We start from the raw sequence: 20842 nt of genomic DNA, 5'->3' as shown, positions 1-20842 counted from the left end.
AAATGAATCTTGAACATCCATCCGAAGAAAACTTAAAATTTATGTTAGAAGAATTAGCAGACCGCTTAAAGGTAGCCAATCGCAGTTTAATGGATCATGAGGATTATGATTTGGATAAATACGATGACATAAAATTTATGTATGATATGGTAGTACAGAAAGGTCGTCTAAGTGCCTCTGAAACTCAAGCGTTTATTGATGAATTAAGATCTGTAAGGAAAGCATAAATTAAAACTTTATTCAAGTTAGAGGCCTCTCTCTTTTCCTATGAGGTTTTTCTGCCTGTTAAACTACGATAAAATAATTATTTAGATAAGGCTGTATTTCACTTCGTGAATTACAGCCCTATTATAATTTTCTACTAATCATTGAAGGTATCTAATGCATGCTTTGCTGCACGTTGTTCCGCTTCTTTTTTTGTGCGTCCCACACCTGAACCAGCTTTTTGATTTTTGACATAAACCTCTATAACAAACTCTTTGCTATGTGAAGGTCCTCTTTCATCAACTATTTTGTATTCGATATTTTGGTTTTTATACTGTTGTACGAGCTCTTGTAGTTGACTTTTATAATCCATCGCATGCGAAAAAGCACCGGTACTAATTTTCGGAAAAACAAATTCATTTAAAAAGCTTATAGCTTGCTCATAACCCTGATCAAGGTAAAGCGCCCCTAGAAAAGACTCAAATACATCCGCTAATAAAGCTGGTCGATCTCGCCCACCAGTTTGTTCTTCTCCTCGCCCAAGCAAAATATATTCTCCAAAGCCCAGATCACGAGAAAAGTTTTCCAAGGATGGTTCACATACAATTGCTGCACGTAATTTTGTCATTTCTCCTTCTGGCATCTTTTCATTATTTCGATACAAATATTGAGATACACCAAGTTCTAATACTGCATCGCCCAAAAATTCTAATCGTTCATTGTCCGAAAATACCTTTTCCTGATGCTCATTCACATACGATGAATGTGTAAAAGCCTGCTCTAATAAGTTATGATCATTAAATCTAATATGAAGTTTCTCTTCAAGTTGTTTACTATTCATTTTATGTCACCTGCCTCTATTGAATATACGGAAAGTCTCGCATGTAGCGAGACTTTCTCTTTATAATTATTAGGACTTAATACTGTTTATGTAGTTAACAGCATCACCAACTGTATTGATTTTTTCAGCTTCTTCATCAGCAATTTCCATATCGAATTCATCTTCAAGTTCCATTACTAACTCAACTACATCAAGTGAATCTGCATCTAAATCATCCTTAAAAGATGCCTCCATTGTTACTTTGGTTTCTTCCACTTCTAAACGTTCAACGATAAGTTCTTTTACACGATCAAATACGTCTGCCACAATCATTCACCTCCCTTCAAAGTTAGACTGTTTCAAACAAACCCGCTGCACTTTTCTTTTTGTCTAGCTGTGGCTCCTAGTGGCTAGCAAATAGTTAGTCCTGATGAATGTACGGACAGTTCACCTACTTTCACATTCCTATCTATTTGTACGCCCCTGACCAGTCGCCTCCGCTTTTCTTTCTGTCTAGCTGCGAGGCCTAGCGGTTCGTGTCGTAAGTAATAGACACTCCGAGCACTAAGAGCATGTGCTCTAAGGTCTCTTACTTACGCATTTCACCGCTGAACACCACTCCGCTTTTCTTTCTACATCACCATTCCGCCGTCTATGTGTAGGGTTTGGCCAGTAATGTAGTTGGAATCATCGGATGCTAGAAAACGTACTACTCTAGCTACGTCTTCCGCTTGTCCTAGTTTTCCTAATGGAATCATGGCAAGCATACCTGCACGTTGTTCTTCCGTCAACTCATCGGTCATATCTGTCGCGATAAATCCAGGCGCTACTGCATTAACAAGAATATTACGTGATGCAAGTTCTTTCGCTGTCGATTTTGTCAAACCAATTACCCCAGCCTTAGCTGCTACGTAATTAGCTTGTCCAGGATTACCACTTACGCCAACAATAGAGGAGACATTAACAATTTTCCCGCTTTTTTGCTTCATCATTTGACGTGTAACTGCTTTTGTACACACAAACACACCTTTAAGATTTGTGTTTATAACTTGATCAAATTCTTCCTCTTTCATACGCATCAACAAATTGTCTTTGGTGATTCCAGCATTGTTAACCAGAATATCAAGGCTCCCAAACTCGCTTATGACTTCTTTTATCATGTCTTTTACATTTGATTCGTTTGCTACATCTGCTTGAATTTTGAAAGCTTTTACACCAATTTTTTCAATTTCTTCCACTACTGCCTGTGCCTTTGCTTCACTACCAGCATAATTTACTGCAACATTAGCACCTTGTTTAGCCAGTTCAAGTGCAATTGCTTTTCCGATACCGCGTGAGGCCCCTGTAACTAGAGCGCTTTTGCCTTTTAACATTATGCATCCCCCTTGTACCACGAAATAAATTCATCCATGGATTCTGGATCTTGAATAGCGAATGTAGGTACCTTCCGATCAATTTTCTTGACTAATCCACTTAAAACTTTTCCATTTCCCACCTCAACAAATGCGTCTACGCCTTCATCAATCATGTTTCGGATTGATTCTTCAAATCGTACCGGTGAATAGAGTTGCTTAATTAATAGCTCCTTTATCTCATTATGTTCTGTTACAGGTGTAGCTGTAACGTTTGCATAGACGGGAATGTTTGCATCTGTAATAGAAACCGCTTCAAGTTTTTCAGCAAACTTTTCATTTGCTGCTTCCATTAATCTAGAATGAAATGGACCACTAACATTCAATGGTAAAACGCGTTTCGCTCCATTCTCCTTCAAAGCATCAGAAGCCTGATTAATACCTTCTTTTGTCCCAGAGATAACAATTTGCCCTGGACAGTTAATGTTCGCCAGGTCAACTACCTCTTCTGATTCCATCGAAGTTAACACTTCTTCTACTTTATCCGCTGACAACCCTAAAACTGCCGCCATTGCACCTTTCCCAGCTGGAAAAGCTTCTTCCATTAGCTTGCCGCGTGTGGCAACTAATTGGACTGCTTCTTCAAGCGGGATTGCACCTGCTGCAACCAAGGCACTATATTCTCCCAGACTATGACCTACAGCCATAACTGGTTGAACCTCAGATTTCAATAAAAGTGTGTGTACCGCAACACTAGTTAATAATAGTGCAGGTTGTGCGTTTTGTGTTGCTGTTAACGTTTCTTTAGGTCCATTAAACATAATATCTGTTAATGATAAATTTAGTATGCCATCCGCTTCCTGGAACATTTCTTTTATTTCAGGGTAAGCGTCATAAAATGTTTTACCCATGCCAATATCCTGTGACCCTTGTCCTGGGAACATAAATGCTACTCGTTTCATTCTTTTTCCCCCTTGTCTGTATCAATTTCCGATATCGTGTCTTCAATGGTTTTTGTAACGTTAAATTCAACCATGTGACATGCTTGTTTAATTGCACTATGGATTGCCCTCCGACTCGAGGAACCGTGCGCTTTAATAACGGGTGAAGCTAGTCCAAAAAGCCCTGCCCCTCCATATTCACTATAGTCCAGTTTTCCTTTTAAGCTTTTCAAATCTCCCTTTATCATGCCTGCAGCCATTTTTGTTTTAAAGGAAGACATAAATGTTTCTTTTAGCAATTGGAAAACGGTTTGCGATGTACCTTCAATTGTTTTCAAGGCTATGTTACCAGTAAACCCGTCTGTTACTACAACATCAGCTGCCCCAATCAGAAGATCACGAGCCTCTACATTTCCCACAAAATTAATGGGTGCATCTTTCAAAAGTGCAAAAGCCTTTTTTGTTAAGTCATTACCTTTACCATCCTCTGTGCCTACGTTCATCAGCCCAACAGTCGGATTTCGTATACCTCGAACTTTTTCTGTATAAATAGAACCCATAATTCCATATTGCAGAAGATGATGGGCTTTGGCATCAACATTCGCACCTACATCAAGCAATAAAAATCCTTTGCCATCAACTGTAGGTAATGTGGGGCTCAAGGCTGGTCGATCAATTCCTGCAATTCGACCAACACCAAATAACCCTGCTGCCATTAGTGCACCAGTATTCCCTGCTGATATACAAGCATCAGCACGCCCTTCTTTAACTTCCTTTGCCATTAATACAATAGAGGCATCTTTCTTTTTACGAACTGCTCGTACAGGTTCCTCTTCGCTGGTTATTACTTCATCTGTGTGAATAATGGTTATCTTCGTTTGTTCAGTTAAATAGAGATCAATTTTTTTTTGATCCCCTACTAAAACAATTTCTAAATCCCTGATAGTTTCAATAGCGTCCATTGCGCCCAATACAATCTCTTTCGGGGCATGGTCACCACCCATAGCATCAATGGCTAGTTTCATTGGAAAGTTCCCCTTTTTGGTCGTTTGACCTATACATATAAAATAATCCTTTAAAAACTACTTCTTGATCAACATAGCTCCAGACACGAACAACCGTAAAACCTTTATCACTTTCACCTTCGACGAACGCTTTAGCTACTACACGTTCTCCTTCTTTAACCTGCCTGGTAAAAGATATTTCCGTATTAGCAGTTAACGCAAATTCATCATTAATGACAGCAACAGCTAACGAATTTGCTTGGGCAAATAAATGATGACCCCTTGCTATTTTATTACGAGAAAAAACATGTTCTGCGCCGATATTAAGGATTGAAATAGCACGGTTATCAAGATCAAGGTCAATGACCTCACCAATTACCTCTTCTAACGGCAAAGCCTTTACTGTTTCATTCCATTGGTTAGTCGCAACAGACTTTATTCGTTCACGTAATTCTGGAATTGCGTGTTCCATGCGATCTAAGCGAATAGTTTGGATACTAACATCAAATTTTCGTGCTAACTCCTCGTCTGTAATAAAAGGAGTTTCCTCAATTGTTTCTATTAAAGACCTTTGTCTCTCTAATTTAGTTCGTTTCATTTATGACACCATCCACTTTATGGCAGTTTAATTAATTTATGACTTGGTACTAATAGTAATATATAATAGGATAATTAATTATGCAAGCAATCCTTAATCCAGCTTTTTTCTCATATATGAATCATTCTCTAAGAGCTTTTGTAGTTCCTGATAGTTTTCATCATTTTCTAATTTATTTGATTCAATAATATCCTGTGCATCCGCGCGGGCAGTTTCAAGTGCCTTATAGTCATGAATCATATCAGCAACTTTAAAGTCTGGAAGACCACTTTGTTTCTTTCCAAAAAAGTCACCTGGCCCCCTAAGCTTCAGATCCTGCTCAGATAACTCAAAGCCATTCGTTGTTTCTGTCATGATTTTCATCCGTTCTTTACCCACTTCACCTTTCGGATCAGCAATTAGAATACAATAACTTTGCTTATCGCTTCGTCCAACTCGCCCTCTCAACTGATGTAATTGTGACAAGCCAAATCGTTCGGCATCATAAATAACCATTACTGTTGCGTTTGGTACGTTCACACCTACTTCAACGACCGTAGTAGATACAAGTACCTGAATTTCATTTGCTGCAAACTTATTCATTGTTTCTTCTTTTTCATCTGATGACAATCTACCATGCATTAAACCCACCTGAACGTTACTTGAATAAATTTCCTGCAGCTGATGGTAGAGATCGACAGTATTTTGGATGTCCAGTTTATCTGACTCTTCTATTAACGGACAGATTACATATGCCTGTTCTCCAAAAGATACACGTTTTTCTATAAAGTTCAATACCCGCTCAAACGTATTTTCTTTTGTCCAAAATGTATCAATTTCTTTTCTTCCAGATGGCATTTCATCAATGATAGAAACGTCCATATCTCCAAATGCGGTAATAGCTAGTGTCCTGGGGATTGGAGTTGCAGTCATAAACAATACATCTGGATGTAACCCTTTACTCCTAAGCACGCGCCGTTGTTCCACACCAAATCGATGTTGTTCATCAACAATTGCAAAACCTAGATTTGCAAATACTACGTCCTCTTGAATCAAAGCGTGTGTACCTACTACAATATCTACCTTATGATCTCTTATGGCTTCCGTTATTTCTCTTCTTTTCTTTCCTTTTATTGAACCAGTCAGTAAAACAATCGATGCTCTCTCACCAAACATATCACACAAGGATTGGTAATGCTGTTCTGCTAGGATTTCGGTTGGAACCATTAGAGCTCCTTGTCTATTTGCTGAAATCGTGGCGCATAAACAAATAGCTGCGACTGCCGTTTTTCCAGAACCAACATCCCCTTGTAATAGCCTGTTCATTCGATATGGTGATTTCATATCTGCTAATACCTGGTTTAGTGAACTTGTTTGAGCACCTGTCAAAGTAAACGGCAAAGACTGAATAAATTCCTGGATTTTCGTTGGCTCGTAATGCTGTGCATTACCAGTGGTAGATTCTCGCTTTATCTTTCTGAGTAGCTGCATTTTCAGTTGGAACAATAGGAACTCTTCATATGTAAATCTTCTTCTAGCATGTTTCAACAATTGTCGATCTTTTGGGAAATGCATAGCTAAAATAGCATGTTTGCGATCAGGAATCTTATATGCTTTTAAATATTCTTCAGGAATGATTTCTTCTACATCATTTATGTGTTCTTTTATAGCAGCACTTACAACTTTTTTTAGTTTGATGTTGGTTAGTTCCCCTTTTAAGGGATACATTGGTTGTATAGTGGCTTGTTCTTCTGCCGGTCCTTTTTTATAATTGCTAACGGTAATTTGAAGTCGATGAGCATCCCACTTACCTGTAAGGGTTACTACATCATCTGCATTCAATTGTTTTTTTGCAAAAGCGCGGTTAAACATTACAGCCTTTATAGCTACCCCTTCCGTTTCAACGGTAAAGGTTAGACGGGATTTCTTTTTCCCAAAAAAAGAAAGGGAAGGATCATGGATTACCCTTCCCTCAATCGTTACTTTGTCCTCATGAATTAACTCACTAAGCGGTTTTATTTCAAAAACATCATAACGGTTTGGGAAATAATAGAGTAAGTCCTCTACTGTGTATATATTAACCAGCGCCAATGCTTCTGCAAATTTATCACCGACACCTTTGATGACAGATACGGATTCACTTAGCAAATTCGATCACACTTCCTTGGGTGATATCCCAAATATTTTTTTCTTGATTGCTTCACCTGTTGGTGTACCTGCTAGTCCACCTTCCCCTGTTTCACGTAAAGCGGAAGGCATTGACTTTCCAATTTTGTACATGGCTCCTATCACTTCATCACACGGAATTCTACTTGTAACACCAGCTAAAGCCATGTCAGCAGAAACGATAGCAAGTGATGAACCTGCAGCATTTCGTTTCACACAAGGAACTTCGACTAACCCTGCAACAGGGTCACAAACGAGTCCAAGCATGTTTTTCAACGTAATTGCAAAGGCTTCAGCTGATTGTTGCGGGGTCCCCCCTGCCATTTCCACAATAGCTGCAGAGGCCATTGCGCCAGCTGAACCAACCTCTGCTTGACACCCACCAGCAGCACCCGAAATAAATGCATTATTGGCCACCACAAACCCAAACGCACCTGAGGTGAACAAATATCGAATCATTTGCTCGCGCGTTGGATTCAGTTGATTTTTCACTGCAAATAATGTACCTGGAACACACCCAGCGCTACCAGCTGTAGGCGTAGCACATATTGTACCCATCGCAGCATTTACTTCGTTTGTACCCATTGCTTTACTCACCGCGTCCATCATAAGGTTGCCAGATAGTGGGGTTTTTTCCTTCATATATTTTTGAACTAAGACAGCATCGCCGCCTGTTAATCCTGTAACAGACTTAACACCATTCAGTCCGTCTTCTACCGCTTGTTCCATAACAACTAAATTTCTTTCCATACTGGCATAGACTTCCTCGCGGGAGATATTTTTAACATCCATTTCCTGTAGAATCATTACCTCGGAAATCAATATATTTTCTTTTTCTGCAATTTCTACTAATTCTGCAACTGAACGAAACATGTATGAGTCCCCCTTCTATGATGATTAGCTTACAATCTTAGAGATTTGAATAATGTGGTCAGCGTTCTCCAATTCTTGTAGAACAGTGTCCTCCACATTTTGATCGACTTCGATAACCATTAAAGCTTCTTTTCCAACATCTTTTCGATTCACTTCCATATGGCCAATATTAATTTCATATTTTGCTAGAATTTCCGTAACAGACGCGATTGCTCCATACCGGTCATTGTGCATGATTAAGATTGCTGGATGATTACCAGATAAGCGAAGTTCAAAACCATTTAATTCGGTAATTTCGACTTTGCCTCCACCAATGGAAATACCAACAAGCTCCATTTCCTCTTTATCATTACCGACTATTACTCTAGCGGTATTTGGATGGTCAGAAGCACCACTCTCTTCGATAAACTCTATTTCCATATTTCGTTCTTTAGCAATTGTTAATGCTTTACTCATGCGGGTATCATCCGTCTCAAAACCTAATAATCCGCCTACTAATGCAAAATCTGTTCCATGTCCTTTATATGTTTTAGCAAAAGATTCATAAAGATGTATTTTAGCCCATTTTGGTTCCTCGCCAAATAAATTACGTGCAGCCTTCCCAATTCTTGCTGCACCAGCTGTATGTGAACTTGATGGCCCTATCATAACAGGACCAATAATATCGAATACTGAATTGAATTTCAAAACTGCCACCACCTAAATATTAATATGAACGCACCAATCTATTATCAATTATAACAAAAAACGGTGGAATAATCATCTTCATTAGAGTGAGGCTATACCCACAAAAAAAATCACGAATCCATTTTACAAATACTTTACTACCTGTAATCGCAATAGTTCTAATTATTCTGTATCCTTTGTTAAAACAGAGTTTCCACAACACTAATTTCTAACTAAAATACGAAAGAATGGTGTAAGACAGAGAAAAACGAACAAAATGAACTCATTATTTATCCAAAACTGTACACACTATTTGTACAGAAATAACTTTATTTAGCGTTTGATTAATACACATAAAAGATATAACATTAAATAAGTTGTTCTTGATGAAAACGGTTTGAACTTATTGGCAGAAAGAGAACGGGTGTTGAAGAACGGGGAAACTGAGGAAGCTAAGGTCCTTCGTAAAGAGTTGACTGCATTAGGAATCATTCTTAACGATGATGCAAAACGTCAATATTTCAGAAAAACGAAGGTTGAAGAAAATGCCAAGTGAACAACAAAGCAAAGGAAAGCAGTCGTTCATTGCTGAAGCAAGGCGTGAGCAAATAATTGCGGCTGCCATTAAAACACTGGATGAAATCGGATATGTAAAAGCCAGCCTAGCGCAAATCGCTAAAAATGCTGGGATTAGTACTTCCCTTATTTCTTATCACTTTTCTGATAAAAACGATTTAATGAATCATCTATTGCACTATCTAGTAGAAAAATCAGCCACATATATACTGGAGAGCGTACATCAAGAAACGACACCAGATCAAAAACTAACCACTTTTATTACTGCAAGTTTAGCTTATCAGGGTACGCATCCAGCACGTAATACAGCCTTAATCGAAATTGTTTTTAACGCGAGAACACCTGAAAATATTCCGTATTATAAGTTAGGTGATGAAGATGACGAAGATCCCATCATGGATGAACTTCGGTTAATCCTACGTACTGGTCAAGAGCAAGGTGATTTTGGTAAGTTCCATCTAGATGTAATGGCCAACATGATTCAAGGAGCAATCGGAGAGTATATGTTTGCTGCTGATTACAAAAAAAGTAGACTTGGATACGTATAGCAGAGAGCTTGTATCCATTGTTAAACAAGCAGTGAAGGGATAAGAAGTTCTTCATTGGATTTCATTTTTATTTTGCGCTGACTAACAAAGTGCATATGTGTGATCAGTGTTCTCTTGGTTAATGGATTTTGGCGGACATCAGATCCTTTATTTCTGTAAAAATGGATTAATTTTAATGTTTGCGGACTTCAGTTCCGTTATTTGATAAAAAACAGTACTTTCATTGTGATTTTTCGCAAATAACGCACTCAGTGTCCTCTTAGCTCGTAAACTAGGGTCATTTCACTAAAATAACGGATTCCATGTCCGCATAAGAAAGAGAACGGTGACCATCATTCTCTAAGCAGTATTATTAAGTTAACCTAGTGAATGCAGATGATCCTTCTGAACCTACTTCAGACGAATATGTAAAGTTGCCTGAAGGTGATTACACGTTCGAAATGGTTGCGTACGACGATCAAGGAAAAACGTACGCGAAGGATACCGTTGCTATGGTTGGTAATACACCGCCTGAAATTACATTTAATGATTTACAACCGGGTATTCATGAAGTGGATCCATCCATGTACACCGATGAAGATGGCTATCATGCCTTTTGGGTGCACACAAATGTATATGACTCAGCGATTGATGTATTAAATTCAAAATGTTTGAATTATGATCAATCAGAAAATCTCGTTGGTTATTATCAAGTTTCACCTTTCCCAGGTACACTTCCTGTGAATGGCGAAGGGGAAATTAAATTTGGATTACTACCGGAAGAACTGGAGAATGGTCCGGTCAATTTAAGACTTACTCAACGGTTCCCTCATATTTTTTACCAGTTGGGCTAATCGCATATACCTTGCCCCCATACCTTCAAAGTCCATGCGTGGCATCCAGCCTTGATCATTTATCACGGCTTCAAAAGCGACATGTCCACGCACCGTTGAATGTTTTGTAATAGGTAAACGTATCATAGGCAAGTACTGGAGTGGTTGTTTGTTCTGTCTCCCCCACTTTTTAATAAGTCAAGTTTTTAACATTGAACTTGCTATTACGCAGATAATAGGTATCATCGATCACTTCAAATGTGACATCTAAGAAATTAATATCACCATCAATGCCCTTGAAATCTTTACCAGAAAGTGTTGCACCAACCTTAACTGATTGATAATAATCATCTCTAAAGGTCGGCTCATCAACCTTCACGTCTAAGCCTCTGTTCCTCATGGCAAAAGGCAAGGATTGCATTCGCTTCGTCATACACTTGCAAGTGCATTGCTTGAACAAGGGACTCCATTGCCCGTAATCTCTGAAGTCCTTGGATATTTTAACAACTGCCCTTTAATGCAGGTATTGATATATACATCCAATGTGGTTAAATATTGATGGTTATCCTCATTAATCAAATTCATCGCTTTTCGAAAGAAGCATGAGACATCTTTGTAATACCCCCTTCTCATATTTTCAAAAGCAAGATTATGAAATAATTTAGACTTTCTATCTTGGTCATGGCACGTATCACATATTTGTATCAGTTTTCTGTATTTATGGGGTGTGCTTTTATAGTCATGATGCTCCTTTGCGTTAAGCTGTATTAACATAATCATCCCCGTATCAATGATTCTTAATAGATTTAAGGTCCTTTGAAAATAATCAAGTGCTTTTAATGCAAAATAATAGGCCTGAACATTCGAATGGACGGAGTGGTGGGCTAAGGCAAGGTGATAATAGTATTCATCATTATGATATTGCTCTTTTATCAATATTTTCTATAGTAGTGATGCACGCTAGACATGTTTCAATAAATTCGCTTCCCTAGGAGATAAAATTGCTAGTTTACGTTTTTTGATATCGGATATGATTTTAAATGCTTCATCAACCTTATTGGTAAACAAGTAACAACGAGCAAGTAATAGTTTGTATAAGTTAAAATGTTCGGGAGGATGGAATAAATCTTCATTTTCAATCTCCTGCTTTAATCGGAAGATCTCCTCTTTTTTCTGCATCACCAAAGCATCATGTCATTTTTCTAAAAGAATTTTCGTTTGTTTATACCGTTCTATTTCAGTTTTTATATTGATGCCAAGACGGATGGACATTAGCGATATGATTTCACTAGAGTACTCGGTAATCCCGCGTTCGATTTTACTTAAATGCGTTACAGAACATATCCCATGTCCCAACTTCTCTTGGGACAACCCTGATTTTTGCCAATAATATTTAATGATTCTTCCTTCGATCATAATACACCTCATTGATGTTGAAATATGTATAATCCAAAACGGAATATTGTTTAGTCGTATTATACTATGAATGCCCGTTATCCTCACAAAAATAAGGTCTTACCTTATCTAAAATGAAGGTGAAATCAATATATTTATCAATTTTTCTTAGAAGGTGATTTTGAGGAACTAAATCTTCGATGGAAACAAATTCTATTTCATTCTGCGTGTTTTTTCTCGTATGGAACAAGCTTGTCACCGCCTTTTTTATTACCTCTATTATACCAAATTAACGCGGTTAATTGGTAAAGTGAAAAGAAAAAATCAGGCTGTCGAGGATTTCTCGACAGCCTGATTTTTTCTTTTCTAATCACTTAATCACTCGCAGGTTCTAACCCCATCTTATCCAAGTAATAATTGAGATCTTTTTTACCATTTGATTCCTTAGGTGACTTACCTTTAGGAGCATCAGGTCCTGTAGACAAGAAATTCTTTTCTATGAAACGAACATCTGTCTCGTTAATGACACCATCTTGGTTCACATCATGTGTCTGAATTTCAGGGTCTTCTTTTCCATAATCTTTTTCGATGTCTCTGACATCTTTTACATCGATCAATTTGTCATTGTTAACATCACCTGCAAGGTTAATCTTATAGCCTAAATTTATGAAGTCCCCATAATACTTTCCTTTTAATAAATATCCAGATTTGAAACTTTTGTATGTTTTCAAGTGTCCTGGAACGTCCACTACTACATTGTACTTCTTACCGTCAGCAGGTACACCTAAAATAGTATATTTCCCGCGCGGGTCAATCGTACCTTCATATTTCTCACCCTCTGGCGATAAAGCGTATACCTTTGCTCCAATTTCTTCAGCAACACCATATGGTAAAGTAATAGAGGCAGGTTTCAGGAATGCTTCTGGTTTAATATACCCTTCTAATCTTGAATGTTCAGATATGAAATCAAAATATGCTGTACTATAATATGGTAGAGAAACCGGCTGGGTTTCACCCGCTTTTGTGTAATTTGAATTTGTAACATTCAATTTGTCATTTCCGTAGAACCAATCATCTTTAATGACTTTAAACGTTACGTCTAAAAATGGCATGTCTTCATTCAGCCCAGTAAATCCTTTCCCATTTATCTCAGCACCTACGTTTACTGTAGAGTAAAAACTATCTTCTTTCACTTCAACTTCTTGAAGTGTTGCTTCCAGACCATTTTCTTTTGAATAATTCTTCACTGCATCATTCAACTCGACTGATTCAAATGAGTATTGTTTCCCTTTAAATTCGACAGTGTACTCTCCCGAAACAAAATTCTTTACATTATTTAAGCTCAGCGTCATCGTTACCATATCGCCTAATTTTACTTCTTTTTTGTTGTAATCGGAAGTCAAGTATTCAGTACCTTCTTGCAAGAAAATGTATCGTTGATAATTCACATTCGCCGCAATGTCATGACCTGCTAGACTTAATCTCAATGGCCCTTCAGCAATATCTGTTGGTTCAATACCGAATTCAGTATCCCCTTCTGAATCTGCTGAAGGGAAACAGCAATTAAAGTACTCACGCTCACCAGTTGCGATTAAGAATTTGTTCGAAGATTGGTCATAGTCCAATCCTTTTGATTGTAAAACGTCCACTGATTCATCCTGGATATTCCCATGAATCCAAAATGCTTTCTTTCCGAATTCTTCGGTATACATATCCTCACTTATTTCATAAACATCTGGAGCTTTGTCAAAGGCTACTTCAGGCTTTGTATTGTCGATGATGACAGGTGTGTCGATAGTATAGGTTTTTCCTTCTTCATCATACCCAATAAGTTCTAAAACATAGTCTCCTTCAGGCAGTTCCATATACTCGTCGGATATAGGATTGTCCTTGTCACCTGTAAATGGATAAACGATTCCTGCAAAGACATTCTGTAGGAAGTATCTTGTGTCAGCTTTTACTGAATCATCTTTAAGGGTAGCTACATATCCAATCGCTTCACCTGTTTGGCTATCTTTCACAATGATATCAATCATATGAAACGGACTTTTCATTTGAAAAACACCTATTAATGTTGGATTGTAATACTGCCATTTTGGTGTATTGTTTGCCAAAGCCGGTCTGTCTGTTGTGAAATATTCGAATCCTTTTTCTGTGACACGGATTGCGAATGGAACCTGATAGGTTTCACTTGAATCATTGGTATTCGTTAGATGAATGTAACCTTCATAACGCCCTTCTTCGGCATTTTCAGGAACAGTGATCGATGGTGCAATTTTTTTAGCTTCATCGCCATTAACCGTGATGCTAGCCGGTACGTCAACATCGATACCATTTTCCTCACCATCTTGAATACCTGTACGCTCGCTATGGTACTCAACTTCTATATTAAAAGACTTATCTTCATTCCCCTTGTTTTCGATGATCATTTTTCTGCTATCTTCAATCGTTTCTCCTGTTTTGTAATGACTTCCAAAAGAGATAGAAGCAGTTTCTTCATCGATTTCAACAACTTGGTCACCTTCTATATTCTTTGTTTTATCAATAACCTTAATCGATACATCTGAATAGACTGCCTTATACGCATCAATACGCCCAGCACCCACTTCATAAACAGAATAATCCTCCTGTAAATCCCCTGCAGTATTCATCAATGCTGTTTTTACATCAAAAGGTGTATATTCCGGATGCTGTTGTAAAATTAAAGCTGCCGTACCTGCTACATGAGGCGATGCCATCGATGTACCTGAGATACGTGCATACGCGGTATCATAATTGGTACCTGCTTGTGGGTCATTGATATACTCCGGATACGTGGAGAATATCGCTACCCCTGGGGCAACTACATCCGGTTTGATATCATAATTTTGAGTAGCAGGCCCTCTTGAACTAAAATCAGCTAGATGATCTCCCTCTGTTTTCGTGTTATTTAATGTTCCAAACGTGAACGTTGTTTCTTCCGTAAGCGCTGCCTTTAAGCTTTCCCCATCCTCTTTTGACAAACGGAATGATGGGATAAAGGATGTATTTTCACCTAAATAAAAAGGGATTTGACCATCCTCATTGTTATAGACAATGGTCGCTTTCGCTCCAGCTTGCTTAGCATTTTGTATTTTCTCATTAAAAGTGATTGTGCCGCGCTGTATGAGAGCGATTTTCCCTGTCAGGTCTTTTCCTTCAAAATCACTAATTTCACCTAATCCTGCATAAACAACCGGGAAAGATTGGTTTTGAAAGTCTTCGAGATTAGTAGAGAAACTTTTCCCTAACAGTTTCACATCTGTAAATGATAGATCTCCTGCAGTAGCAGTGAACGTTGGGATTGTCACCGAAACATCACTTGCTCCAACTGAAATCGGAAGAGCTGCGGATCCAGGTGAGCCCAAAGTTTTTTCTCCTGGTCCAGTATTCCCAGCTGCTACAACAGTCACCACACCTGAAAGCACCGCATTATTCACAGCTACCGAGGTTGGGGACAAGGGATCATTTATAGTTGATCCCAAGGATAGATTGATAACGTCCATTTCATCTTTCACTGCCTTATCAATTCCAGCAAGGATAGCATTTGTTGTTCCCATACCATAGGGTCCAAGTACCTTATAACTATATAAGTCTACCTGAGGCGCTACCCCTTTCACAGCATAGTCAACTTGATTATCTTGTTGTCCTGCTACCGTACCTGACACATGTGTACCATGCGAGGTATAGTAACTGGATCCAGTAATAGGATGGGTTTCCGGCTGATCAGTTGCTTTCCATTCCTGATAAGTTGTTTCCATTGGATTCGCGTCGTTATTGACGAAATCCCATCCTTTGACACTATCTGAATCAACGGCACTTGGGTCCTCACCCTCCTGTTTACGATATCCAGCATAAGCTTCTTGTAAATCAGGATGATTGTAATCAATACCCGTATCAATTACACCAACTTGAATTCCTTCCCCATTAATGCCTTCCTCATGTAGCTTGTCCACCCCAATTTGTGGGATGCTATCCGCCATTTTAGGTTCTATTTTTTTTACCTTTGGCAGATCAATCTTTACTTCTTTGTCCTTCCAGATTCGTTCAACCGCATCAATCTGTAGTAAACTTTTGACAGCAGTTCCCGGTAATGTCATTGCTACTCCATTAAGAGCATGACGATACTCCCTCGTAATTTTGATATCTTCTTTACTAATTTTTGCACTTTTCGCTTTGAAACCTTTTTTGAGGTTAAGGTTTTTAAGTCCTTCTTTAAATGTTTGATGTGACTCCTCAACCTTTTCTTTTGCTTGTGCAAGTGAAGCCTTTTTCCGCTTCATTGTGTTTTTTGCTAGTTCAACTTTCGCTGGATCCTGTTTAAATTCAACGATAACTTTCGCAGGATCTGGGCTAGTAAGGTTAATATCAGGATGAATCGTAAATCCTGGCTTGACCTCTAGTTGTTTCAAGGATTGACGCTCGGCGTCAGTCAGGTTTTTCAATACTTCTTCAGCATTCTTTATACCGCTGGGTTGTTTTGTAGCTGATGACTGAATCGGCAGCATAGCACTTAATAGTAAAACAAGTGACAAAACAACCGGAAAAACTTTACTCCAGCTTTTTTTGGTCATTTACTTCCCTACTTTCTGTTTGTTTTAATTTTTCTGATATTTATTTCCGTAATGATACTAGAATAGTACTCACCTCTTCCCTGCTTTTTCTGTTCTCAGTTCCCGCCAATTAAATAGCTTACTAAATCAAGCACAACGCGAAACAAATATATCTAATTGGCATAACATGAATTAATTATTATGTTACACAACATTCATAAAATTTCCTATTGGGGTTATTCACTGGTCATTTGGTACCAGGATTAAAATACTAGAAAAGAAATAATAAGATTGTTAGTCTTTCTTGTTACATCAGGAATTAAGAAAAAATAGTAATAATAATCTAGTAGGTTTAGTAAGCAAAGTCTAGTCCCTAGACAATAGATTATTGGGAAGGAAGCAATTATGATAAAAATTAAGGAAAGTATACACAGACAGGAATTATGACCTATTCATAAGACTAGGTTTATATTGGGGTAATTACATAGTATAATACGACTAAGCAATTACCCGTTAATTTTACAAAATATATCAACATCAGTGGGGTGTACTATGATTGAAGGGAAAATTATTAAATATTATCGACAAAAGTCTGGGTTGTCTCAGGAAGCATTGGGACAAGGAATTTGCTCTATAACGCATTTAAGTAAAATCGAACGCGGGATTACCGAGTACTCTAGTGAAATCATATCGCTGATGTCCGACCGTCTTGGCATCAACATAACAATGGAAATAAAGCAGTATAACCATACGAAACTCCTATTAGAAAAATGGCTGGATGCGATCGTCATGCAGAAAAAAGAAACGATTTTCCGGTTGAAAGAAGAAATTGAAAATGAAGATTTAATCAACTTACCCGAAAACCTTAATCTATATAAACTTCTACTTGCGCGTTATTACTTATTTACACATCACGTGAAAGAAGCTTTTAAAATCATATCCTACATAAAAAAACGACAACTAGCGACGCTATCTACGAGGGAAATTAATCTATTAAAACATGTATATGGCATTTACTATTTTCTAACCGGTCAAAATAACGAATGTATCACGATGATGGAAAGCATTGATAATGAGCAATATCATAATGATGAATACTATTATCACCTGGCATTGGCACACCATTCGGTTCATTCGAATATTCAAGCCTATTATTTTGCATCAAGAGCACTTACCTACTTTCAAAAGACATTAAACCTTTTACGTATCATCGATACAGAAATGGTTATGTTGATTCAACTGAATTCGAAGGAACATCATGACTACAAAAGTACACTCGAAAAATACGAAAAACTACTCCAGCTAACGGATACATGCCATGATCAGCATAGAAAGTCCAAATTATTTCATAACATCGGGTTTGAAAATATGCGAAGAGGATATTACAAAGAGGCTGCACATTATTTTCGAAAGGCGATGAATTTTATTGATGAGGATGACCAACTCCATTTAACCACATTGGATGTATATATCAATTCCTGCCTGAATGGTCAGTTGTTACCAGATGATGAGCTACTGGAACTTTCCAGGAATGGATTAAAACTTGCAACTAGAAATAATGACAAACGATCTATCCTGTTTCAACTACATATCTACTCTATTAATCGGGAAGAAGAAACCTATTATCGTTACTTAGAGGAAACAGTTATTCCATATTATCGCGAAACAGGATACTACATGATGATTGAACACTATGAAAAGAAATTATTTAATTATTTTATAACCCGCGAGAAAACAGAGAAAGCATTGGAACTTGCTGAATCCATCCTTTTTGACAAAAAAACGGTTCTATCATAAGCATGAAATAGGGAAATAACATCACCAAGCCACTAGCTTTAGAGTAGTGGCTAGTTTTATATCATTTCCTAGAGTTACGTTATTCAAGCCTTTAATAAATTCATTTCACAAAAAGTCTAAAAAAGTATGTAAATGTAGTACTACACCCCCACCCTACCCATATTTTCAAAACGTCCATATTCCTTATCAAACCCAAGTCGCACTGTTCCAGTTGGACCGCTTCGCTGTTTTGATACAATAATTTCTATCTTACTCGGTCCGCTATTTTCCCGGCTGTAATAATCATCTCGGTAAAGGAATGCAATCACATCCGCGTCTTGTTCGATGTTACCTGACTCCCTTAGATCGGACATAAGCGGTCGTTTATTTTGCCTTGATTCCACCCCACGCGAGAGCTGCGATAACAACACAATTGGGATATTCAGTTCTACTGCAAGCAGCTTCAATTCCCGCGTTATTTCCCAATCTCCAAATCACGCCGATCGTGCTTACTCGTTGGTGTCATTAGCTGTAAATAATCAATAAGCACCATATGCCTTTCCTCTGGATCGTCGTGTACTATTTTTCGAACGGCTGACCTGATCCCACTAACCGTCCGCACATTATCATAGAGTTGCACGTTCCAGTTCGATATCGCTCCAATTGCGTTAATCGCAAGTTCATAATCCGTTTCGGCAAAAATCATGTTGCGCCATTTTTGGCTGTTAATCCGACCTTCCGCTGAAATCATTCGTTGCAACAGCGACTTCGTTCCCATCTCTAAGCTAAAAATTAAGGAAGAACCACCATTTTTCGCATGACCAGCTGCAAGATTAAGCGCAAATGCCGTTTTTCCTACAGACGGCCTTGCCGCAACGATAATCAACTCCCCCCGCTGCATTCCACCAGTCATATCGTCTAGGTCATGAAAAGCAGTACAGAATCCCGATTGTTCACCAGAAGGAAAACACATTTCCTCCGTGATTTCGAGTAAATAGTCATACGTCGTCTTATCTTGCTTGCTAACACCTAATTCTCGGTATTCCGTCAACCGACTGATCAATGTGTCTAATGCCTCGTCTGATGGATCTCCTGCAAAATCCAAAGCACTTGATCTAGCCATTCGATTTCGGTACGCATCGAAAATCAAACGTTCATGATGCTTCAAACTTGCCACACTAGGTACAGACCCTGCCATCTCCACTAAGCGGCAAGTCCCGCCAATTTGATTAACCGCTTCCCCCAATTCCGTGACAACAGAGACCAAATCAATTTGATGTCCAGCAGCTGCAACCTGCTTCATGGCACGAAAAATCACCTGATGTTTCGCATGATAAAAATGCTCTGCCTGTATCTCAAGTTCCGTGAAAAGTGACCCTTCCAAAAGTAACGACCCAAGTACGGATATCTCTGCTTCAAAATTAGATAGACCGATCATTTGTCTTCTCCTTTAACAGCTTCATCATTCTCGCATGGAAAGCGTGCTTGAGCTCACTTGGTACCTTGTCAGCTTCTTCACGCCACTCACTAATGTTGGCCAAATGCCCATTATCTTCTGCAGGGTAAACCGCAATCTCAGCAAGCGTTGGGGCATACGGATGGGTCGCCACAAATGCCGATAACTTTTTCATCACAAGCGGATAATCCATCTGCATGAGCTGTGGAATCAGCAAACTCGCTTTTCGCTTCGTAATTTCAAATTTTGGGTAAATATCACGGATTGTTTCCAGCACATTAATTGCCTCTTGTTTATTCATAACCCTGCCTCCGCTCGTAACTCGTCAAAAATGGACATCCCACTTGCGTTTGATTTTTTTCGAAATGGCACTGTATTATCTCCTCGTGATGTATTTTTCTGCGTTTCGTATGCTTGTACATCCTCAACCGAACAAATATTTGCCGTACACCATTCCTGCAAAATTTTCTCCAAGTAACGAAAGGTTCGGCCGTTATTCTTCACCATGACCTTAATCGCCTCAAGCACCACATCTTCACCAAGCTTCCCACACCATTCCAAAAATTCATCCTTCACAATTGGACTAAGCTGCCCAATGTTTTCTTCGTAAGTTGTAACAATTTTTTTCACGTGCGCTTCTTCCCCCTCCTCTTCTACTCTTTCTTTTAGTTTCTTTTTAGGTATGGTCAAGGATTGGTCGGCTGATTGGCACAGTGATGGGTCTAGTAATTGGTCATCCGATTGGTCTGCCAATTGGTTAAGTGATTGGTCAGCATTTGGAAAAAAGGAAATCATTTTATAGACCGGTGCCTTCCCCTTTTTACCATTTTTAACTTGAATTAACCCCTCTTCCATAAGAATTTTCCGCGCATCCAACATTCCCTGTTTTGATAAGCCAGTTAATTGACCGACAGTCGAATTTGGAGCATTAAATCGCTCCTTCCACCCAGCAGCATTATTGACGGCCATCAAGGCATGCCATAAAGTAATCGCCCCCGTTGGCAGATCATTAATCAATAACCAGTTTTTAAAAGCATTCAACTCTTTAATATAATTCATTATCATTTCCCCTTCTGGTATGTAAGTGATTTTTAGGTAGTCAGCA

At 38.5% G+C, this 20842-nt stretch carries 21 protein-coding genes and 2 pseudogenes; 5 read left to right on the top strand and 18 right to left on the bottom strand.

Features of this window, described 5'->3' with window-relative positions; all coding sequences use genetic code 11:
* Window positions 1-2: 2 nt before the first annotated feature.
* Window positions 3-227, top strand: a complete 225-nt coding sequence (locus tag AC3G7N_RS03585) for a DUF1128 domain-containing protein (RefSeq protein ID WP_489420769.1) — start codon at window positions 3-5, stop codon at window positions 225-227.
* Window positions 228-361: 134 nt separating this feature from the next.
* Here AC3G7N_RS03585 and rnc read toward each other — a convergent pair whose 3' ends face one another.
* From rnc to sdaAB, 9 genes are all read right to left on the bottom strand, one after another.
* Window positions 362-1045 carry a ribonuclease III gene (gene rnc / locus AC3G7N_RS03580; RefSeq protein WP_489420768.1) on the bottom strand — a complete coding sequence of 228 codons (684 nt, stop codon included), beginning with the start codon at window positions 1043-1045 and terminating at the stop codon, window positions 362-364.
* 69 nt (window positions 1046-1114) lie between these two features.
* Window positions 1115-1351: an acyl carrier protein gene (gene acpP / locus AC3G7N_RS03575; RefSeq protein WP_489420767.1), complete on the bottom strand. Its 237-nt coding sequence runs from the start codon at window positions 1349-1351 to the stop codon at window positions 1115-1117.
* 305 nt (window positions 1352-1656) lie between these two features.
* The gene (gene fabG, locus AC3G7N_RS03570) at window positions 1657-2397 is read right to left on the bottom strand and encodes a 3-oxoacyl-[acyl-carrier-protein] reductase (protein WP_489420766.1); all 741 of its coding nucleotides are present in this window, start codon (window positions 2395-2397) and stop codon (window positions 1657-1659) included.
* Complete coding sequence (gene fabD, locus AC3G7N_RS03565; RefSeq protein ID WP_489420765.1) at window positions 2397-3338, bottom strand: ACP S-malonyltransferase; 942 nt, start codon at window positions 3336-3338, stop codon at window positions 2397-2399. The genes fabG and fabD overlap by 1 nt, the downstream gene beginning before the upstream one ends.
* Window positions 3335-4342, bottom strand: coding sequence for a phosphate acyltransferase PlsX (gene plsX, locus AC3G7N_RS03560; RefSeq protein ID WP_489420764.1), 1008 nt, complete (start codon window positions 4340-4342; stop codon window positions 3335-3337). Before plsX ends, fabD begins: the two co-directional genes overlap by 4 nt.
* Complete coding sequence (gene fapR / locus AC3G7N_RS03555; protein ID WP_489420763.1) at window positions 4326-4919, bottom strand: transcription factor FapR; 594 nt, start codon at window positions 4917-4919, stop codon at window positions 4326-4328. The genes plsX and fapR overlap by 17 nt, the downstream gene beginning before the upstream one ends.
* 93 nt (window positions 4920-5012) lie before the next feature.
* A complete protein-coding gene (gene recG, locus AC3G7N_RS03550; protein WP_489420762.1) occupies window positions 5013-7046 on the bottom strand; it encodes an ATP-dependent DNA helicase RecG in 2034 nt (677 codons plus the stop codon).
* A 6-nt stretch (window positions 7047-7052) separates the two neighbouring features.
* Window positions 7053-7937: an L-serine ammonia-lyase, iron-sulfur-dependent, subunit alpha gene (sdaAA, locus tag AC3G7N_RS03545; protein WP_489420761.1), complete on the bottom strand. Its 885-nt coding sequence runs from the start codon at window positions 7935-7937 to the stop codon at window positions 7053-7055.
* 24 nt (window positions 7938-7961) lie between these two features.
* Window positions 7962-8624, bottom strand: a complete 663-nt coding sequence (gene sdaAB, locus AC3G7N_RS03540) for an L-serine ammonia-lyase, iron-sulfur-dependent subunit beta (RefSeq protein ID WP_489420760.1) — start codon at window positions 8622-8624, stop codon at window positions 7962-7964.
* Window positions 8625-9009: 385 nt separating this feature from the next.
* On the opposite strand from sdaAB, the gene AC3G7N_RS03535 reads away from it, so the two are divergent.
* From AC3G7N_RS03535 to AC3G7N_RS03525, 3 genes are all read left to right on the top strand, one after another.
* Window positions 9010-9159: a CysS/YqeB C-terminal domain-containing protein gene (locus AC3G7N_RS03535; RefSeq protein WP_489420759.1), complete on the top strand. Its 150-nt coding sequence runs from the start codon at window positions 9010-9012 to the stop codon at window positions 9157-9159.
* Complete coding sequence (locus AC3G7N_RS03530) at window positions 9149-9727, top strand: TetR/AcrR family transcriptional regulator (RefSeq protein ID WP_489420758.1); 579 nt, start codon at window positions 9149-9151, stop codon at window positions 9725-9727. Before AC3G7N_RS03535 ends, AC3G7N_RS03530 begins: the two co-directional genes overlap by 11 nt.
* Before the next feature lie 365 nt (window positions 9728-10092).
* Entirely contained in the window at window positions 10093-10560 is a 468-nt protein-coding gene (locus AC3G7N_RS03525; protein ID WP_489420757.1) for a hypothetical protein, read from the top strand.
* A 169-nt stretch (window positions 10561-10729) separates the two neighbouring features.
* Here the strand turns inward: AC3G7N_RS03525 and AC3G7N_RS03520 are convergent, their stop codons facing one another.
* The 6 genes and pseudogenes from AC3G7N_RS03520 to AC3G7N_RS03495 form a co-directional block, all read right to left on the bottom strand.
* Window positions 10730-10972 carry a hypothetical protein gene (locus tag AC3G7N_RS03520; protein ID WP_489420756.1) on the bottom strand — a complete coding sequence of 81 codons (243 nt, stop codon included), beginning with the start codon at window positions 10970-10972 and terminating at the stop codon, window positions 10730-10732.
* The gene (locus tag AC3G7N_RS03515) at window positions 10969-11475 is read right to left on the bottom strand and encodes a hypothetical protein (protein ID WP_489420755.1); all 507 of its coding nucleotides are present in this window, start codon (window positions 11473-11475) and stop codon (window positions 10969-10971) included. The genes AC3G7N_RS03520 and AC3G7N_RS03515 overlap by 4 nt, the downstream gene beginning before the upstream one ends.
* Before the next feature lie 24 nt (window positions 11476-11499).
* Window positions 11500-11718 (bottom strand): hypothetical protein, encoded by a 219-nt coding sequence (locus AC3G7N_RS03510; RefSeq protein ID WP_489420754.1) that lies wholly within the window; start codon window positions 11716-11718, stop codon window positions 11500-11502.
* Window positions 11719-11733: 15 nt separating this feature from the next.
* Window positions 11734-11955, bottom strand: coding sequence for a helix-turn-helix domain-containing protein (locus tag AC3G7N_RS03505; RefSeq protein ID WP_489420753.1), 222 nt, complete (start codon window positions 11953-11955; stop codon window positions 11734-11736).
* A 73-nt stretch (window positions 11956-12028) separates the two neighbouring features.
* A pseudogene (locus AC3G7N_RS03500) lies at window positions 12029-12193 on the bottom strand (transposase); the annotation flags it as partial.
* Between the two features lie 115 nt (window positions 12194-12308).
* Window positions 12309-16526 (bottom strand): S8 family serine peptidase, encoded by a 4218-nt coding sequence (locus AC3G7N_RS03495; RefSeq protein ID WP_489420752.1) that lies wholly within the window; start codon window positions 16524-16526, stop codon window positions 12309-12311.
* A gap of 531 nt (window positions 16527-17057) precedes the next feature.
* Between AC3G7N_RS03495 and AC3G7N_RS03490 the strand changes: the two genes are divergently transcribed.
* Complete coding sequence (locus AC3G7N_RS03490; RefSeq protein WP_489420751.1) at window positions 17058-18302, top strand: helix-turn-helix domain-containing protein; 1245 nt, start codon at window positions 17058-17060, stop codon at window positions 18300-18302.
* Between the two features lie 140 nt (window positions 18303-18442).
* Here the strand turns inward: AC3G7N_RS03490 and dnaB are convergent.
* The 3 genes and pseudogenes from dnaB to AC3G7N_RS03475 all read right to left on the bottom strand — a co-directional run bounded on the left by dnaB (window position 18443) and on the right by AC3G7N_RS03475 (window position 20796).
* A pseudogene (dnaB, locus tag AC3G7N_RS03485) lies at window positions 18443-19719 on the bottom strand (replicative DNA helicase).
* Window positions 19703-20038 (bottom strand): replicative helicase loader/inhibitor, encoded by a 336-nt coding sequence (locus AC3G7N_RS03480; protein ID WP_489420750.1) that lies wholly within the window; start codon window positions 20036-20038, stop codon window positions 19703-19705. The pseudogene dnaB and the gene AC3G7N_RS03480 overlap by 17 nt, the downstream one beginning before the upstream one ends.
* Window positions 20035-20796: a DnaD domain-containing protein gene (locus tag AC3G7N_RS03475; protein ID WP_489420749.1), complete on the bottom strand. Its 762-nt coding sequence runs from the start codon at window positions 20794-20796 to the stop codon at window positions 20035-20037. The genes AC3G7N_RS03480 and AC3G7N_RS03475 overlap by 4 nt, the downstream gene beginning before the upstream one ends.
* Window positions 20797-20842: the final 46 nt, after the last annotated feature.

The sequence above is a fragment of the Virgibacillus carmonensis genome, from assembly GCF_057836705.1.
This window is presented reverse-complemented; position numbering and strand designations above follow the sequence as displayed.

Coding starts and splice junctions, on each gene's coding strand:
- plsX (WP_489420764.1), bottom strand. CDS start 4,342: ATGAAACTAGCCATTGATGCTATGGGTGGTGACCATGCCCCGAAAGAG.
- AC3G7N_RS03480 (WP_489420750.1), bottom strand. CDS start 20,038: ATGAATAAACAAGAGGCAATTAATGTGCTGGAAACAATCCGTGATATT.
- AC3G7N_RS03490 (WP_489420751.1), top strand. CDS start 17,058: ATGATTGAAGGGAAAATTATTAAATATTATCGACAAAAGTCTGGGTTG.
- AC3G7N_RS03475 (WP_489420749.1), bottom strand. CDS start 20,796: ATGAATTATATTAAAGAGTTGAATGCTTTTAAAAACTGGTTATTGATT.
- AC3G7N_RS03510 (WP_489420754.1), bottom strand. CDS start 11,718: ATGCAGAAAAAAGAGGAGATCTTCCGATTAAAGCAGGAGATTGAAAAT.
- AC3G7N_RS03530 (WP_489420758.1), top strand. CDS start 9,149: ATGCCAAGTGAACAACAAAGCAAAGGAAAGCAGTCGTTCATTGCTGAA.
- rnc (WP_489420768.1), bottom strand. CDS start 1,045: ATGAATAGTAAACAACTTGAAGAGAAACTTCATATTAGATTTAATGAT.
- AC3G7N_RS03520 (WP_489420756.1), bottom strand. CDS start 10,972: ATGACGAAGCGAATGCAATCCTTGCCTTTTGCCATGAGGAACAGAGGC.
- AC3G7N_RS03495 (WP_489420752.1), bottom strand. CDS start 16,526: ATGACCAAAAAAAGCTGGAGTAAAGTTTTTCCGGTTGTTTTGTCACTT.
- AC3G7N_RS03585 (WP_489420769.1), top strand. CDS start 3: ATGAATCTTGAACATCCATCCGAAGAAAACTTAAAATTTATGTTAGAA.
- AC3G7N_RS03505 (WP_489420753.1), bottom strand. CDS start 11,955: ATGATCGAAGGAAGAATCATTAAATATTATTGGCAAAAATCAGGGTTG.
- sdaAA (WP_489420761.1), bottom strand. CDS start 7,937: ATGTTTCGTTCAGTTGCAGAATTAGTAGAAATTGCAGAAAAAGAAAAT.
- fabG (WP_489420766.1), bottom strand. CDS start 2,397: ATGTTAAAAGGCAAAAGCGCTCTAGTTACAGGGGCCTCACGCGGTATC.
- fapR (WP_489420763.1), bottom strand. CDS start 4,919: ATGAAACGAACTAAATTAGAGAGACAAAGGTCTTTAATAGAAACAATT.
- fabD (WP_489420765.1), bottom strand. CDS start 3,338: ATGAAACGAGTAGCATTTATGTTCCCAGGACAAGGGTCACAGGATATT.